Source organism: Paenibacillus mucilaginosus 3016, assembly GCF_000250655.1.
Lineage (GTDB): Bacteria > Bacillota > Bacilli > Paenibacillales > NBRC-103111 > Paenibacillus_G > Paenibacillus_G mucilaginosus.
In genome coordinates, this window is sequence record NC_016935.1 from 836,517 (window position 1) to 852,538 (window position 16,022).

17 protein-coding genes are annotated in these 16,022 nt (G+C 61.2%); 16 read left to right on the forward strand and 1 reads right to left on the reverse strand.

Annotation, left to right across the window (positions count from 1 at the left end):
- Position 1: 1 nt before the first annotated feature.
- The 10 genes from PM3016_RS03790 (at position 2) to PM3016_RS03835 (ending at position 7,086) form a co-directional block, all read left to right on the forward strand.
- A complete protein-coding gene (locus PM3016_RS03790) occupies positions 2-1,348 on the forward strand; it encodes a GntP family permease (protein ID WP_014368474.1) in 1,347 nt (448 codons plus the stop codon).
- Positions 1,349-1,403: 55 nt separating this feature from the next.
- Positions 1,404-2,306 carry a phosphogluconate dehydrogenase (NAD(+)-dependent, decarboxylating) gene (gnd, locus tag PM3016_RS03795; protein ID WP_013914568.1) on the forward strand — a complete coding sequence of 301 codons (903 nt, stop codon included), beginning with the start codon at positions 1,404-1,406 and terminating at the stop codon, positions 2,304-2,306.
- 21 nt (positions 2,307-2,327) lie between these two features.
- A complete protein-coding gene (gntK, locus tag PM3016_RS03800; RefSeq protein WP_014368475.1) occupies positions 2,328-3,866 on the forward strand; it encodes a gluconokinase in 1,539 nt (512 codons plus the stop codon).
- 311 nt (positions 3,867-4,177) lie between these two features.
- Positions 4,178-4,402, forward strand: a complete 225-nt coding sequence (locus PM3016_RS03805; RefSeq protein WP_013914571.1) for a hypothetical protein — start codon at positions 4,178-4,180, stop codon at positions 4,400-4,402.
- Positions 4,403-4,429: 27 nt separating this feature from the next.
- A complete protein-coding gene (locus PM3016_RS03810) occupies positions 4,430-4,789 on the forward strand; it encodes a spore coat protein (RefSeq protein WP_013914572.1) in 360 nt (119 codons plus the stop codon).
- 20 nt (positions 4,790-4,809) lie between these two features.
- Positions 4,810-5,946 carry a zinc-dependent alcohol dehydrogenase gene (locus tag PM3016_RS03815; protein WP_013914573.1) on the forward strand — a complete coding sequence of 379 codons (1,137 nt, stop codon included), beginning with the start codon at positions 4,810-4,812 and terminating at the stop codon, positions 5,944-5,946.
- 13 nt (positions 5,947-5,959) lie between these two features.
- Positions 5,960-6,163: a hypothetical protein gene (locus tag PM3016_RS03820; RefSeq protein WP_013914574.1), complete on the forward strand. Its 204-nt coding sequence runs from the start codon at positions 5,960-5,962 to the stop codon at positions 6,161-6,163.
- A 17-nt stretch (positions 6,164-6,180) separates the two neighbouring features.
- Complete coding sequence (locus PM3016_RS03825) at positions 6,181-6,474, forward strand: spore coat protein (protein WP_013914575.1); 294 nt, start codon at positions 6,181-6,183, stop codon at positions 6,472-6,474.
- Between the two features lie 38 nt (positions 6,475-6,512).
- Positions 6,513-6,737, forward strand: coding sequence for a hypothetical protein (locus PM3016_RS03830; protein WP_014368477.1), 225 nt, complete (start codon positions 6,513-6,515; stop codon positions 6,735-6,737).
- A 22-nt stretch (positions 6,738-6,759) separates the two neighbouring features.
- Positions 6,760-7,086 carry a spore coat protein gene (locus PM3016_RS03835; protein WP_013914577.1) on the forward strand — a complete coding sequence of 109 codons (327 nt, stop codon included), beginning with the start codon at positions 6,760-6,762 and terminating at the stop codon, positions 7,084-7,086.
- Positions 7,087-7,154: 68 nt separating this feature from the next.
- Here PM3016_RS03835 and PM3016_RS03840 read toward each other — a convergent pair whose 3' ends face one another.
- On the reverse strand, positions 7,155-7,613 hold the full coding sequence (locus PM3016_RS03840) for an Lrp/AsnC family transcriptional regulator (protein ID WP_013914578.1): 459 nt from the start codon (positions 7,611-7,613) through the stop codon (positions 7,155-7,157).
- A 340-nt stretch (positions 7,614-7,953) separates the two neighbouring features.
- On the opposite strand from PM3016_RS03840, the gene PM3016_RS03845 reads away from it, so the two are divergent.
- From PM3016_RS03845 to PM3016_RS03870, 6 genes are all read left to right on the forward strand, one after another.
- Complete coding sequence (locus PM3016_RS03845; RefSeq protein ID WP_014368478.1) at positions 7,954-9,300, forward strand: amidohydrolase family protein; 1,347 nt, start codon at positions 7,954-7,956, stop codon at positions 9,298-9,300.
- Positions 9,301-9,339: 39 nt separating this feature from the next.
- Positions 9,340-10,491 (forward strand): ABC transporter permease, encoded by a 1,152-nt coding sequence (locus PM3016_RS03850; protein WP_014368479.1) that lies wholly within the window; start codon positions 9,340-9,342, stop codon positions 10,489-10,491.
- A complete protein-coding gene (locus tag PM3016_RS39105; protein WP_014368480.1) occupies positions 10,488-13,058 on the forward strand; it encodes an ATP-binding cassette domain-containing protein in 2,571 nt (856 codons plus the stop codon). The genes PM3016_RS03850 and PM3016_RS39105 overlap by 4 nt, the downstream gene beginning before the upstream one ends.
- Before the next feature lie 151 nt (positions 13,059-13,209).
- The gene (locus PM3016_RS03860; protein WP_014368481.1) at positions 13,210-14,229 is read left to right on the forward strand and encodes a BMP family protein; all 1,020 of its coding nucleotides are present in this window, start codon (positions 13,210-13,212) and stop codon (positions 14,227-14,229) included.
- A 30-nt stretch (positions 14,230-14,259) separates the two neighbouring features.
- Complete coding sequence (locus PM3016_RS03865; RefSeq protein WP_014368482.1) at positions 14,260-15,258, forward strand: aromatic ring-hydroxylating dioxygenase subunit alpha; 999 nt, start codon at positions 14,260-14,262, stop codon at positions 15,256-15,258.
- Between the two features lie 196 nt (positions 15,259-15,454).
- Complete coding sequence (locus PM3016_RS03870) at positions 15,455-16,018, forward strand: TetR/AcrR family transcriptional regulator (RefSeq protein ID WP_014368483.1); 564 nt, start codon at positions 15,455-15,457, stop codon at positions 16,016-16,018.
- Positions 16,019-16,022: the final 4 nt, after the last annotated feature.

The following is a 16,022-nucleotide window of genomic DNA, read 5'->3' on the forward strand; positions in this document are numbered from 1 at the left end:
CATGCTGTTAGTTATTGTACTGGCCGGAATCGCAGCTCTGCTGCTGCTGATCACCGTAGTGAAGCTGAATCCGTTCGTCTCCCTGATCCTCACCGCCATCGGTGTGGGACTGGCTGCCGGCATGCCGCTGTTTGCGGTGGACAAGACGCCGGGCATCATCGATTCGATCAAGACCGGGATGGGCAACACGCTGGGCTTCCTGGCGATCGTGCTCGCGCTTGGAACGATGCTCGGCAAGATGATGGCCGAATCCGGCGGCGCCGAGCGCATCGCCAAGACCCTCATCGGCCTCTTCGGCGAGCGCAACGTCCACTGGGCGATGATGTTCGTCGCGTTCATCGTCGGGATTCCCGTCTTTTTCCAGGTGGGCTTCGTTCTGCTGATTCCGCTGGTCTTCACCATTGCCAGACAAACTGGCGTATCGCTGGTGAAGATCGGCGTGCCGCTGGTAGCCGGACTGTCCGTGGTGCACGGCCTCGTTCCGCCGCATCCGGCGGCGATGGCTGCGGTGGATATCTTCAAGGCCGATGTCGGCCGCACGATTCTGTACTCCCTGATCGTCGGGCTTCCGACGGCGATTGTCGCAGGTCCCCTCTACGGTAACTGGATCGGGAACCGCATCCATAAAGAAGTGCCCAAGGAGATGGGCGAGCAGCTGACCGAGAATGTCGAGGCCAAAGCGCTTCCGGGCTTCTGGAACACCGTCTTCACGATTCTGGTTCCCGTCTTCCTGATGCTGATCGCAACGCTTGCGGATCTGTTCCTCACGAAGGGCACCCCCTTGTTCCAGGCCTCCAAGTTTGTCGGAGATCCGGTCGTCGCCCTGCTCATTGCCACCGTGTACTCCTTCTTCAGCCTCGGGTACGCCAGAGGCGTGAGCCGCGAGAAGGTGCTGAAGTTCACGAACGACTGTCTTGCTCCGACGGCTACGATCCTGCTCGTGATCGGGGCGGGCGGCGCCTTCAACCGGGTGCTGCTCGACTCGGGCATCGGGAACTACATTGCCGAGCTGGCCAAGGCTTCCGCTATCTCGCCGATTCTGCTCGGCTGGGGGATTGCGGCCATGATCCGCGTGGCTACCGGCTCCGCGACCGTGTCGATGATGACGGCGGCGGGGATCGTCGCACCGATCGCCGCTTCGCTGCCGGGCGTCAGCCCCGAGCTGCTCGTCCTGGCGACCGGTGCCGGCTCGCTGATCCTCTCGCACGTGAATGATTCGGGTTTCTGGCTCATCAAGGAATATTTCGGGATGACCGTGAAGGAGACGCTGCTGACATGGACGGCGCTCGAGACGATCATTTCGGTGGTCGCCCTGACCCTCATCATGGTATTGAACATGTTCGTATAGTGCAAGATTGGGTATATATAAAGAACCGGAGTGTTCGGAAGGAGAAGGAAACGAAATGAAACTGGGATTAGTGGGACTTGGCAAAATGGGCCTGAACCTTGCTTATAATCTGCTGGATCACGGTCATGAGGTAGCCGCCTTCGATGTGAATACAGGCGCCGTGATGCAGGCCTCACAGGCAGGAGCGCAGGGCGCCGCTTCCTTGAAGGAACTCGTGGAGGCGCTGGAAGCGCCCCGGATCGTCTGGCTGATGGTGCCGGCGGGCGAGCTGACGGAGAAGGTGACCCGGGAGCTGGCTCCCCTGCTCTCCTCCGGAGATATCATCCTGGACGGGGGCAACTCGCACTACAAAGACTCGATCCGCCGGGCCGGAGAGCTTCGGGAACGGGGCATTTTCTTCCTTGATGTCGGCACGAGCGGAGGCACGGAAGGGGCGCGGCACGGGATCTGCGCCATGGTCGGCGGAGACAAGGAAGCGTTCGGCCGCGTCGAGCCGCTCTTCCGTGATCTCAGCGTCGAGAACGGCTGGCTGTATGCGGGAGAGAGCGGCAGCGGGCACTTCCTGAAGATGATCCACAACGGGATCGAATACGGCATGATGCAGTCGATCGCCGAAGGCTTCGAGCTGCTGGACAAGAGTCCGTTCGGCTTCGACTTCGAGAAGGTGGCCCGGGTGTGGAACCACGGCTCGGTCATCCGTTCGTGGCTCATGGAGCTGACGGAGCGGGCCTTCTCGAAGGATTCGGATCTCAGCGGACTGAAGGGCGTCGCCCATTCCTCCGGGGAGGGACGCTGGACGGTCGAGACGGCGCTTGATTACGGAGCCGCCGCGCCGGTCATTACGCTGTCCCTCATGATGCGCTACCGCTCGCAGGAGGAGGATACCTTCTCGGGGAAGGTCGTCGCTGCGCTGCGTAATGAGTTCGGAGGCCACGCGGTGGTGCGGTCGGAAGAGTAGCGGTCAAGGAGGAGAAGCCTTATGAGCAAGAAGTATGTCATCGGCGTCGATATCGGGACGACGAGCACGAAGTCCGTTCTCTTCACTACGAAGGGAGCCCTGGTAGCGAGCCATAATATCGAATATCCGCTTCATTCCCCGAAGCCGGAAATCGCGGAGCAGGACCCGGACGAGATCTTCCGGGCCGTCACTTCGACGATCAAATATACCCTGCAGAAGAGCGGGATTGTGCCTGCCGATCTGCTCTGCATCTCGTTCAGCTCCGCCATGCACAGCGTCATCGCCGTGGATGAGGCCGGGCAGCCGCTGACCCGCTGCATCACCTGGGCGGACAACCGGAGCGCCGCCTGGACGGAGCGGATCCGCAGCGAGATGAACGGCCACGAGATCTACCTGCGGACCGGCACGCCGCTGCATCCGATGTCTCCGCTGTCGAAGCTGACCTGGCTGAGGCACGAGGATCCGGATCTCTTCGCGAAGACGTACAAGTTCGTCTCGATCAAGGAGTATGTCTTCTTCCGGCTGTTCGGACGCTATGTGATCGACCACTCCATCGCCTCGGCGACCGGCCTCTTCAACCTGGAGGCGCTGGACTGGGACGCCGAGGCGCTGGCCGTGGCCGGCGTTACACCGGAGCGGCTGTCCGAGCCGGTGCCGACCACGCACGCGCTCTCCGGCCTTCCGGTGGAATGGGCTGCCGAGATGGGCGTGCCTGTGGACCTGCCGTTCGTGGTGGGGGCCAGCGACGGCGTGCTGTCGAACCTCGGCGTCGACGCGATCGCCCCGGGAACGGTGGCCGTCACGATCGGCACGAGCGGCGCGATCCGCAGCGTAACGGACCGGCCGGTGACCGATCCCAAGGGGCGGATCTTCTGCTACGCCCTGACGGAGAAGCACTGGGTGATCGGCGGCCCGGTCAACAACGGCGGCATGATCTTCCGCTGGGTGCGGGACCAGCTTTGCGTCTCCGAGATGGAGACCGCTTCGCTGCTCGGCAGGGACCCTTACGAGGTGCTCACCGAGATTGCCGCCCGGGTGAAGCCGGGGGCGGACGGGCTGCTCTTCCACCCGTATCTTGCGGGTGAACGGGCGCCCCTGTGGGATGCCAACGCCCGGGGCTCCTTCTTTGGGCTCGGGCTGCACCACAAGAAGCAGCACATGATCCGCGCCGTGCTTGAAGGGGTCATCTATAACCTGTACACGGTGTTCATGGCCCTGCAGGAGCTCATCGGCCAGCCGAGCCGCATCCAGGCGACGGGCGGCTTCGCCCGCTCGGAGCTGTGGCGCCAGATGATGGCCGACATCTTCGACAGGGACGTGCACGTGCCCGTCAGCGTCGAGAGCTCATGCCTCGGCGCGGCGGTCCTCGGCATGTACGCCCTCGGCGAGATCGACTCGCTCGAAGCGGTATCGGAGATGGTCGGCGGCTCGCACCATCATACGCCGAACCCGGCCCATGTGCCGGCCTACCAGGAGCTGAGCCGCATCTACGTGCGCCTCTCCCGCCTGCTCAAGGAAGAGTACGGGCACATCGCCGCCTTCCAGAAGAAGTGGATGTAGCTCATACAGCCCGAAACACAGCCAAAAGGCTATCCACCGGATCCCTCAATGGGGCGTCCGGCACGGATAGCCTTTTTGAAATTTCAGAAAGTATGACACGCATCAGCTCGTACCCGTCATCTGATGCCGCCGCTCCGTTTCACCGTAGTTGTGCGTCAGTATATCATTTTCCACATCATCCGGTGATGGCAGTCGACCGCTATGATTTTTTGGCAATCCATCTGCAGCCTCCCTGCCCTGCCGCAAGCCGTATGAGCAGGTAATACAAGGGTATAATACCAATGCTGCATGCCATGGAGGTGAACATAGATATGATCCAGAACCGTTTGGCGCCGCACGAATCGCTGGAGGTTCATGAGCTGCTGAATTTCAAGACGCTCTGCCTGGCCAAGTCCAAGATGATGCAGGGACTCGTCTTCGATCAGGAGCTGAGGGCTCTTATGCAAAAGGATGTGGAGCAGTCCATTCAGGCCATCAAGGCACTGCAGAGCCTGTATACCAAAGCTCCATTCGCCTCGGATGCTCCGGTTCACTAACATACGACAGCAGGAGGTGTAAAGCTCATGGAAGATTTCCTTGACCCCCGGAACGCCGAAGGAATGCCGAAGATGACGGACAGCATGCTGTCGCTGGATTTCCTTATGGCCGCCAAGAATGGGGTGCGCAACTGCGCGATTGCGCTGACGGAGTGCATTACCCCCGAAGCACGGACCCTGATCCGGGAACAGCTCAATCAGGCGCTGGCCCTGCACGAAGAAATCTCCCAGCTCATGCTGAGCAAGGGATGGCTTCATGTCTACAATCTGCCCGAGCAGCACGAGATGGACATGCGGTCGGCCCGGACGACGGTGCAGATCGCGGGTCTTGACCTGTTCCCGGGGGATACTTCACGGCTCGGGATGTTCGCTACGCCTAACAAATAACTATCGGAGGATACGCCGCCATGAAAGCCGTAACGTATCAAGGGATCAAAACGATCGAGGTCAAGGAAGTGGCCGATCCGAAGATCGAGAAGCCGGATGACATGATCATCCGCCTCACGGCTACGGCCATCTGCGGATCCGACCTGCATCTGCTTCATGGAATGATCCCGAACATGCCGACCGACTTTATTATCGGGCACGAGCCGTTGGGCGTTGTGGAGGAAGTGGGGCCCGAGGTAACCAAGCTGAGGAAGGGCGACCGCGTCATCATTCCTTTTAACGTCGCCTGCGGCCACTGCCATTACTGCACGCATGATCTGGAAAGCCAGTGCGACAACTCGAATCCGCACGGGGATATGGGCGCATACTTCGGCTATTCGGAGACCACGGGAGGCTACGCGGGAGGACAGGCGGAATACCTGCGGGTGCCCTACGCGAACTTCTCCTCCTTCAAGATCCCGGAGAGCAACGAGGTCGAGGATGAGAAGCTCGTCGTGATCGCCGACGCCATGTCGACGGCCTTCTGGTCCGTGGACAATGCGGGAGTCAAGAACGGGGATACGGTGATTGTCCTGGGCTGCGGCCCGGTAGGGCTGTTCGCGCAGAAGTTCGCCTGGCTGAAGGGAGCGAAGCGGGTCATTGCCGTCGACTATGTCGGCTACCGCCTCGAGCATGCCAAGCGGGTGAACAAGGTGGAGATCGTGAACTTCGAGTCCGAAGAGAACATCGGCAATCATCTGAAGGAGATCACCAAGGGCGGGGCCGACGTCGTCATTGACTGCGTGGGGATGAGCGGCAAGATGTCGCCACTGGAGTTCCTGGCTTCGGGGGTCAAGCTGCAGGGGGGAGCGATGGGCGGCCTCGTCATCGCCTCCCAGGCCGTTCGCAAAGGGGGAACGATTCAGGTGACGGGCGTCTACGGAGGACGCTATAACGCATTCCCGCTCGGCGACATTTTCCAGCGCAACGTTAATCTGCGGACCGGACAGGCCCCGGTGATCCACTATATGCCGCATATGTATGAGCTTGTGGCCTCGGGGAAGATCGATCCGGGCGATGTGGTCACGCATGTGCTTCCGCTCTCCGATGCGAAGCACGGCTACGAGATCTTCGATACCAAGACGGACGACTGCATCAAGGTCGTCTTGAAGCCATAGGAGGCGGGGGGACATGGACCAGCAGAAGTATGCACTGCACGAAGTCCTGGAACTGCATGAGATTGCCGCATTCAAGACGAACTGCATGACCAAGTCGCAGACGATGCAGATGCTTGTATCCGACGAGGCGCTGAAGAGCATCATGCAGCAGGATGTCGCCCTGTCGGTGCGCCAGCTGCAGGATCTGAACGAATTGTTGTCCAAGGCGACGACATAGGAGGGGAGTAGGCCGATATGAATACGATTCTCGAGCGTATGACGGGACTGCATACGATGACCGACCAGGTGATCGCGATGGATCTGCTCATCGCCGCCAAGAGCGGGGTGCGCAACTATGCCATGGCGGTGACCGAGACGGCCACTCCGGAAATCAAGTCGATCCTGACACAGCATCTCAATGAGGCGATTCTGCTCCATGAGCAGATCTCCGCGTATATGGTGGAGCGGGGCTTCTATCATCCTCATGATGTGAACGAGCAGGTCAAGCTGGATCTGACGAACATACAGACGGCGCTGAAACTGACCTAGCCGGCGCCATAGCCCGATAACGAGGAGGGAAGATGACCATGCCTGGACAGGAAAACCAACAGCAAATGACCTCCGACCGCAGCTTGCTGTCGGACAAGGAGCTGCATTACCTTAAGGACTTCATGTCCTGGGAGCTGCTTGCCATGAAGAAATGCGCCGATCTGGCGAACCGCTGCCAGGATCCGGAGATCCAGTCGCTGATACGCGAGACGGGGAAGAAGCACCTCAGCCACTACCAGCAGCTGCTGGGTCATTTACACTAAGGCGTCCAGGGAGGATCAGAAGATGACAGTGGAGATTGCGAATCCGCAGACGGGCCAGCTTCCGAAGGTGAAGACTCCGGAGATGAATGACAGGGATTATATCAACGACCTGCTGAGCTTTGAGAAATACCTCTCCGGCGGGTTCAACACAGGGCTGCAGGAGATGCAGAACCCGAAGCTCCACGAGACGGTGCAGGGCATCCTGAGCGACATTCACAACAGCCAGTTCCAGGTGTTCGATACGATGTTCCGCAAGGGCTGGTACAAGATGAAAGCGGCCGATGCGGCCGAGATCGAGAAGATCCGCACCCAATTCGCCAATTACAGCAGCCAGTTCCCCGAATTCTAAAAAAGGGATTGTCAAAGGCCTCACGAAGCTCCCATAGGGGATCTTGTGGGGCTTTTTGGCGTGCGTGCTTAGAGCTCCAGACCCGTTCCCTGCTTGAACCGCTTGATCACCATATGGGTATCGACGTTCACCACGCCTTCGAGCGTGTAGATTTTCTGGAACAGGAACGTCTCCAGCGCCTCCTCATCCTTCAGCAGGGCGTGCATGTGAAGCGTGCTGGGCCCGGTCATCTGGTAGATGCTGATGACTTCGGGCTCTTCGGCAAGAGCATTGCCGGCCTGCTCCACGAACCGCGGCTCCACCCGGACTTCGAAGAAGGCGGAGATGTATTTCCCAAGCCGGGCGGAGTTCAGGCGTACCGTGAAATTCTCGATGATGCCGTCCGCGATCAGCCCTTCCACCCGTTTTTGGATGGCGACCCGGGAGAGATTGAGGGTTTCGCCGATCTTGGCGTAAGACATTCGTCCATTGTCATGGAGAAGGCGGATAATTTCCTGATCGATCGGGTCGATTTGGGGGAGAAGCATGGTCACAACCTCCAGAAGGCCAAATTTTACGAGTTGTTCGTTTAAGCGTGCGGAAGAATGGTGTAAGGTTTCAATTTGTATAATAATTTTGTCAATAATCATACCATTCGTAATCTGAATTCGTCTATGACTATTCTTTCATGCTGATTTTAATGGAAAATGGTTTACACAAGGGATTGACTGGCATGAAGGGTGCCAGTATACTTGCGTCATAAAAACTAACACAATGTTCTGAAAAAGCAGATGGAGATCGTGTTATCTTGTTGTTTGAGTCTTATTCATGTTAGGGTGGTGTTAATTATTGGGTAGAATGTTGATCCGAAACGGAACGATTCTCACTATGAATGGCGTTAACGAAGTCATTCCGGGAGGATATCTGTACCTGGAGGGGGACCGGATCTCCGAGGTGGGGGCTTGGCCGGCGGATGGCAGCAAAGAGGAGCTCGCTTCGCGGGCGGATGTGCTCATCGACGCGGGAGGGAAGGCGGTGCTCCCGGGTCTGATCAATGGGCATACGCACCTGTTCCAGACATACCTTCGCGGCGTGTCGGATGATCTGCCGCTCTCGCAGTGGCTGCGCCAGATCATCTGGCCGGGGGCGCTGGCGATGGAGGAGGAGGATTTTTATCTGGCGGCGCTGGTCGGATGCATCGAGAACCTGAAGTCGGGCGCCACCTATATTATGGACCATCATTACATTCATACGCATGCCGGCAGCGACGAAGGGGTGCTGCGGGCGATGGCCGAGTCGGGAATCCGCGGACAGATGGCGCGGGGCGGCGTCGACCTCAGCTACGAGCCCCGGCTCAGCGAGCGGATCGGCGACATCTTCGCCAATACAGACGCGCTGCTGGACCGCTGGCAGGGAGCGGCTTCGGGGAGGATCGGCATCGCGATGGGTCCGCTCAACCTGTACGGCTGCTCCCGGGAGTTCCTCGAACAGTCGGCCCGGTACAGCGAACGCCACGGGCTCATCACGCACATCCACGTGGCGGAGACGAGAGACCAGATCGACAACACGATGAGCCGCTTCGGGCTGCGGAATCTCGAGCTGGTGGAGGCCGTCGGGCTGCTCGGCAGCCGCACACAGGTCGTGCATGGCATCTGGCTCGACGACAGGGAGCTGGAGCTCCTCTCGGACAGCGGGGCGTCGGTGATGCACTGTCCGGTGTCGAACATGTATCTGGCCTCCGGGGTGGCCCGGGTGCCGGAGATGCTGGAGCGGGGGATCAATGTGGCGCTCGGCACCGACGGGCCCGGCAGCAACAACTGCCAGGATAATCTCGAGGTGCTGAAGTTCGCCGCCTGCCTGCACAAGGTGAACGGGATGGATTCGACGCTGCTGCCTCCGATGCAGGTGCTCGAATTGGCTACGAAGAACGGCGCCCGGGCCGTCGGCAGGGGACATGATCTCGGAAGCCTCGAGGCGGGCCGGAAGGCGGATGTGGTCATCGTCGACCTCCAGAAGGCGCATATCGCCCCTGTCCACCGCTGCTCCTCCGCGCTGGTCTATAACGCCAACGGCAACGATGTTGATACGGTGATCGTGGACGGCCGGGTGGTGGTGGAGCGGGGGAGGTGCACCCTGGTGGACGAGGACGAGGTGCTGCGCCGGGCGCAGGCGAGGGTGGACCGGCTCCGGGAGCGGCTGTCGGCCGCGTATCCCGTGTTCGGTATAGTGGAATAAAGCGGGTCGGACGAAGGAAGCGAAGGGGGTTCGGGAGGCATGCAGGAGCTGCTTGGGGACAAAAGGGGAACGCCGCCCCGCTGGGTGGAGGCCGGGGTGGAGGTACTGTTCTATGCAGGTGCCGTTCTGGCGGCACTGCTCGCCGGCGGACTGGTGATGCTGGCGGCGGGGGTATCGCCGCTTGCGGCTTACCACCTGATCTGGGACGGGGCGGCGGGAAGTGCGAATGCCTGGAAGGAAACACTGGTCAAAGCCACCCCGCTGCTCTTCGCGGGACTGGCGTATACCTTCGCTTACCGGTGCGGGCTCTTCAACATCGGGGCGGAAGGTCAGATCTACATGGGGGCGCTGCTCGGGACGATCACGGCCCTGTATGTGCCGGGGCTCCCGCTGTACGTGCACCTGCCGCTCTGCCTGCTGGGCGGCATACTCGGGGGTGCCCTGTGGGCCGGGATCGCGGGTGCGCTTAAGGTCGGCCGGGGGGCCAGCGAGATCATCAATACGATCATGCTGAACTACGCCGCCATCTATCTCGTGAGCTATATGGTCACAGGACCGCTGAAGCAGGCCGGCGCAAACCTGCCGCAGACGGCCCGGCTGCCGGAGACCGCCGTCCTCGGCAAGCTGTTCGACTCCCGGCTGCATTACGGCTTTGTCATCGCCATCGCGCTCGCCGTGCTGCTCTATGTGGTGCTGCAGCATACGGTCTGGGGCTATGAGATCCGCTCCGCCGGCTATAATGCCAAGGCCGCAAGGGTGATGGGGATGCCGGTGAAGCGCAATCTGCTGCTCGTCATGATGCTGAGCGGAGCGGCGGCCGGCATCGGCGGCTTCGTCGAAATCTCGGGCGTGCAGAGCCGGCTCTTCCAGAACTTTTCGCCGGGCTTTGGCTATGACGGGATTGCCGTGGCGCTGGTGGGCGGCGCGCACCCGATCGGCAATATCGGGTCGGCGCTGCTCTTCGGCGGCCTGCGCAGCGGGGCCAATGCCATGCAGCGGCTGACCGGCACGTCGACCTCGCTGGTCTATGTGATCCAGGCGGTCATCATCATCCTGGTCGTATGCAACCGCTACTGGTTCGGGGGACTCAGGGCGAAGCTGGTGGACGTGCTGTCGCAGCGCCTGTCCGGCGGTGCCGTGAAGCCCGCCGCCATCGTGCTGCCGCTGAAGGAACGGGAGGGACAATCATGAGTGAAGAAGTCATCGTCAGCTATCTGGCCGCCGCGATCCGGCTCTGCGTGCCGCTGCTGCTCGCCGGCATAGGGCTCCTGTATATGTCCCGCAGCGGTATCCTCAACATCGGCATGGAGGGGATGATGCTGATCGGCGCCCTGGCCGGAGTGTTCGGAGCGCACACCTACGGCAGCGCTGGGGCGGGCCTGCTGTTCGCCGTCACTGTCGGAGCCGTAGTAGGGCTGCTCTTCGGCTTCCTGGTGATTACGACGGGGGCCGACCAGGTTGTCATCGGTACGGCGCTGAACCTGCTCGGGCTGGGTCTGACCACCGTCTTCGGCCGGAGTCTGCTCGGGATGGGCCAGGAGGCCGTCAAGGTCGAAGGGTTCCCGGTCGTCCCCCTTCCGCTGCTCAGCGGCATTCCCTTCCTCGGGGAGGCGCTGTTCCGGCAGAATGTGCTCGCCTACGCCGCCTTCCTGCTTGTGCCCTTGACGGCCTTCCTCTTCTACCGGACCCGCTGGGGGCTGCAGGTCCGGGCGGTCGGGGAGAATCCGCTGGCGGCGGATACGCTGGGCGTGAAGGTGCACCGGGTCCGCTACCTCTGTTCCGTCATCGGCGGCATCATGGCGGGTGTGGCCGGGAGCTCGATCTCACTGGGCATTCTGAACCAGTTCACGGAGAACATGGTCGCCGGCCGGGGGTTCATCGCGCTGTCCGCGGTGATCTTCGGCAGATGGACTCCCGGCGGGACGATGTCGGCCGCCGTGCTGTTCGGCGGGCCGACGCGCTGCAGCTGCGGTTCCAGTCGCTGGGCATCGAGCTGCCCTACCAGTTCATGCTCATGTTCCCGTACCTCCTCACGATGGCTGCCCTGGCCTGGTTCTCCGGACGCAGCAGGCAGCCGGCGGCGACGGGTGCGGCATACAAGAGTCTGGCGAACCGCAGCGGCTGAATGGATAGGGGAAGCGGTGAAAGGGGAGGAAACGATGAGAACGATGGATGCGATGAATGCGATGAATGCGATGGATGCGATGGATGCCATGGATAGAGAGAGTGCGGCGGATTGCGGGCATAAGCCGGACACGATTCTCGAGACGAGGAGCCTGGTGAAGCGGTTCGGGGCTTTCTTGGCCAATGAAGGCATCTCCCTGTCGATCCGCAGGGGCGAGATTCATGCGATCCTCGGGGAGAACGGCGCGGGCAAAAGCACCTTGATGAACATGCTCTGCGGCATGCTTGTTCCCGATGAGGGCGAGATCCGGTTCCGCGGGCGCCCGGTCCGCTTCACCTCGCCGGGACAGGCGATGGAAGCGGGGATCGGCATGGTGCACCAGCACTTCATGCTTATTCCGGCGCTTACGGTGGCCGAGAATGTGGTGCTGGGCATGAAGGGGCGCAGTCCTCTCTTCCGTCTGAAGGAGGCCTGTGCGGAGATCCGGCGCCTCTCCGAGCGGTTCGGCCTGGAGGTGGAGCCGGAGCGCCTTCTCGGCGACCTGTCGGTCGGGCAGCAGCAGCGGGTCGAGATCGTCAAGACACTGTACCGCGGAGCGGAGTTCATCGTGCTGGACGAACCGACCGCCGTACTCACCCCGCCGGAGGTGCAGGATCTGTTCCGTGTGCTGTCTGCGCTCAAAGCGCAGGGCAAGACGATCATCTTCATCTCGCACAAGCTGCAGGAGGTACAGGCGATCTGCGACCGGGTGACGGTGCTGCGGCTGGGCCGCCTGGCCGGCACGCTGGAGATGAAGGATACGAACCCCGCCGAGATTGCAAGGCTGATGATCGGGCGGGACGTGCGGGCACCGGTCCGCACGGGAGCGGCCTCCGGCACGGCCGTGCGGCTCCGGGTGGAGGGGATCTGCGCCTCGGAGCGGGGCGTGCCGCTGCTGCGGGATCTCTCGCTGCGCATCCGGGAAGGCGAGATCCTCGGGATCGCGGGCGTTGACGGCAACGGACAGCGGGAGCTCGCCGAGGTGCTGTTCGGCCTGCGGGGGCGGGATGCGGGGGAGATCCGGCTCGAAGGCCGGGAGCTCGACCGGCCGCATCCCCGGCTCATGACGGAGCTCGGTGCCGCCTATATCCCCGAGGATCGGCACAAGGAAGGGCTGATGCTTCAGATGAGTATCGCCGAGAATCTGATCGCGAAGCAGTACCGGGGGAAGCGGTTCTCGCTTGGCGGGTTCCTGCGCCGCCGGAGAATGCGGGCCTGTGCGGAGGAAAGCATCCGCGACTTCGCCGTGAGGGCGACGGGGCCGGGGCACCGGGTCGGCGGCTTGTCCGGCGGGAACCAGCAGAAGGTCATCCTGGCGCGGGAGCTCATGCTTCATCCGCGGGTCATGGTGGCGATGCAGCCGACCCGGGGCATGGATGTCGGGGCGGCGGAATATGTGCACCGTCGCCTGCTCGAGGCGCGGGAGCAGGGATGCGCCATCCTGCTCATCTCGACGGAGCTCGAGGAGATTATGGCGCTCTCGGACCGGATCGCCGTGATCTACAAGGGACGGCTGCTCGAGACGATGGACCGGGAGGAGGCGGATCTCGACCGGATCGGCCTGCTCATGGCCGGCGTGGAATCCGGCGCCTGATCCACTGAGGTTCTCGGGAGAGGCTGTACAGCGGCGCTTCCTGATCTCAACCACAGGGTGCCGGACCGCCAATGAACCTTTTTCACGTATCGTGAACTTAGAGGTTATACCGGATCACCAACTTACAATGAGGACGGGCGGGGGATGAACGATGGGAACGAAGCGGAGCATGGTGCTGGGATTGTGTATGGTGTTGGCGATGGGCGTGCTTGCCGCGTGCGGCGGCAGCGCTCCTGCGGGCGGGGCGGCGGCTGAGGAAGGGGCGCCGAAGAAGGAGGAGTTCAAGGTGGCGCTGCTGACGCCGGGACCGGTGAACGACAACGGCTGGAACGCGACGGCGCATGCGGGTCTGATGAAGATCAAGGAGGAGCTCGGGGCAGCCACGGTCTTCTCGGAGAAGGTGGGCAACTCCGACTCGGCGGAATTCATCCGGGGGTACGCGCAGGACGGGTATGACGTGATCATCGGGCATGGGTTCGAGTATGGCGATGTCATGAAAGAAATTGCGCCGGAGTTTCCCGATACCTGGTTCCTGGTGAACTCCTCGACGATCACGCAGGCTCCGAACGTCACATCGCTGAGCGTGAACGACCGGGAGCAGGGCTATCTCATGGGCGCGGTGGCGGCGCTGATGTCGAAGTCGAAGACGGTCGCTGCGATCGGGGGCTCCAATATTCCTCCGATCGCCAACTCGGTGAAGGGCTTCGCCGAAGGGGCCCGGGCGGTCGAGCCCTCGATCAACGTGCTGACGGCCATGACCGGAGATGACAGCGACGTCGCGAAGGCGAAGGAGATGGCGATCTCCTTCATCGAGAAGGGGGCCGATGTCGTCATGACGAACGCCAACCAGGCGGGTCTTGGGGGCATTGAAGCGGCGAAGCAGAAGGGGGTGCTTGCGGTCGGCTCCAATCAGGACCAGAACCCGAGCGCTCCGGATACCGTCGTCACAAGCGTGATCAAGGACTATCCGAAGGCCATGACGGTGGTCGTCAAGCAGATGATGGAGAAGAAGATGAAGCCGGAGGCCCAGACGATCGGTGTGAAGGACGGTGCCGTCTACCTTGCCCCGTTCCACGGCTTCGAGAGCAAGGTGCCGCAGGAGGTCAAGGACCGGATTGCGGAAGTGACCCGCAAGCTGTCCGACGGTACGGTAAAGCTGGTCAACGAATAACCCTATTCCCATCCCGAGGAGGAACTTCCCATGAATACGGCTGAGATGTTAAGAGATACGGTGCTCGAGAATGAATGGCATCCGGTATGCATTGCCGGGGAGCTGAACGATAAGCCTTTGTCCGTGACCGTGCTGGGCGAACGGGTCGCTGTCTTCCGCACGAAGCGGGGGGTGCATGCGCTCAGGGACCTGTGTGTCCACCGGGGGGCCATGCTGTCGAAGGGCTGGGTGGAAGGGGAGACGCTCGTCTGTCCTTACCACGGATGGAAGTATGAAGGGAATGGGGCCTGCGTCTGCATTCCCGCCCAGAGCAAGGAGGACAAGATCCCGGCGCGGGCCCGGGCGGAGCAATACCGCTGCATGGAAAAGTACGGGCTGGTCTGGGTCTGTATCGGCGAACCCTCGGCCCCGCTGCCGGATTTCGAGGAGTTCGAGAATCCCGGCTACCGTCCGCTCCCCTGCGGGCCGTACCAGGTGAAGGCGGCCGGAACCCGCGTCATCGAGAATTTCACGGATTTTGCCCACCTGATGTTCGTGCACGGCGGGCTGCTCGGCCATCCTGACTATGCGGAGCTGCCGGACTTTAAGGTCTACAAGGAGAAAGGCCGGGTCTATACCGGCGATGTGCCGATCTTCCAGCCGGTAGCCCACTCGGGCTCCGAGGCGAAGGAGGGAACGACGTACGTATACGTCAAGGAGGTATTTCGGCCGCTCGCGGCCCGTCTGTCCAAGCGGGATGCGGCCACCGGGCAGACTCTCTGGATCCTGCTCACGGTGCTGCCGGTAACCGAGAAGGAGTGCACCGTCTACATGGCCGTCTCCCGCAATTATGGCTTTGATGTGGACGACAGGCAGTTCATCGAATTCCAGAACACCGTCTTCGAGCAGGACGTCTGGATCATCGAGACGCAGAAGCCGGAGCTGCTGCCGCTGGACCTGCAGGCGGAGCTGAACCATAAGGCCGACGTGCTCTCGGTTGCTTACCGCCGGTGGCTGATCGAGCTCGGCGTGAAGATCGGTACGGCGTGAGAGCGGGCGTTGAATGAACGGTGCCTCCGCTGTCTGCTTCGCGATTCGCTATGACTGGCCCTGCCGCAGGCAGGGAGGTTCCTCCTCGTGAAGAACCTCCTGTTCTTTTTTGTTTCTGGAAAATACTTGATTATTTTACAGGTTGGCGCTATGATTTGTTTACTTACCAGTAAGTAAATTAAGTGGAGGGATCCCGATGTCAACGCAGGAGCTGATTTTGGAATCGGCATACCGATTATTTGCCCGTCACGGGTTTGAGAAGACGAGCCTGTCGATGATCGCCAAGGAGGTCGGCATCTCGAAGCCGGCGGTTTATTACTATTTTCCGTCCAAAGAGGCCTTGTTCGGTGCTCTGCTTGAGGCGGTCTGCAGCGAGATCCGGTTCGGAAAGTATTTTCCCCTCGCTTCGTTTACGGTCGACAATTATAAGGAGCAGCTGACCGGCTGCGGACTTCGCATGATCGGGGAACAGCGCAGCGACCCGCATTATTCGCTGCTGATGAAAGAGTTCATGATTCAGAGCACACGGGAGGAAAGCATTCTGTCCGCCATGATGGCTGTGATCCAAACCTATGTGGAGGGGTTTCATGAGCTTCTCCGCCACGGTGCCGATCTAGGCATCGTACAAGGGGAGGACCTGCGGGCCAAAGCGGAGCAGCTCACCATGATCGTGGACGGGATCGACAATTATATGGGGCTGGGCGTGGCCTTCGATTATGAGCGGTTGTGGAGCTATACCGTGGAACAAGTGTTGAGATAAGAGG